This window comes from Enterobacter sp. 940_PEND (genome assembly GCF_001059415.1).
Taxonomy (GTDB): domain Bacteria; phylum Pseudomonadota; class Gammaproteobacteria; order Enterobacterales; family Enterobacteriaceae; genus Enterobacter; species Enterobacter cloacae_M.
In genome coordinates this window covers 1-239 of sequence record NZ_JUMS01000040.1, presented here as the reverse complement: position 1 = coordinate 239, position 239 = coordinate 1, and the positions used below count along the sequence as shown (strand labels likewise).

Sequence of the window (239 nt, the reverse complement as noted above, 5' to 3'; positions counted from 1 at the left end):
TGACTTTTAATCAATTGGTCGCAGGTTCGAATCCTGCACGACCCACCAATTTTAATGTCTTACTCAGATATTAAACGTGAAGGATAACGTTGCTTTAGCAACGGCCCGAAGGGCGAGGCGAAGCCGAGTCATCCTGCACGACCCACCAATTTTATTGGTTCCGAGTGATAATTCAGGCAACACCCAAAAGGGTCGTTAGCTCAGTTGGTAGAGCAGTTGACTTTTAATCAATTGGTCGC

The 239-nt window shown here is 46.0% G+C and carries 1 other RNA gene; it reads left to right on the top strand.

Annotation, left to right across the window (positions count from 1 at the left end):
- A non-coding RNA gene (locus ADJ24_RS23720) (RtT sRNA) lies at positions 1-148 on the top strand; the annotation flags it as partial.
- Positions 149-239 lie beyond the last annotated feature (91 nt).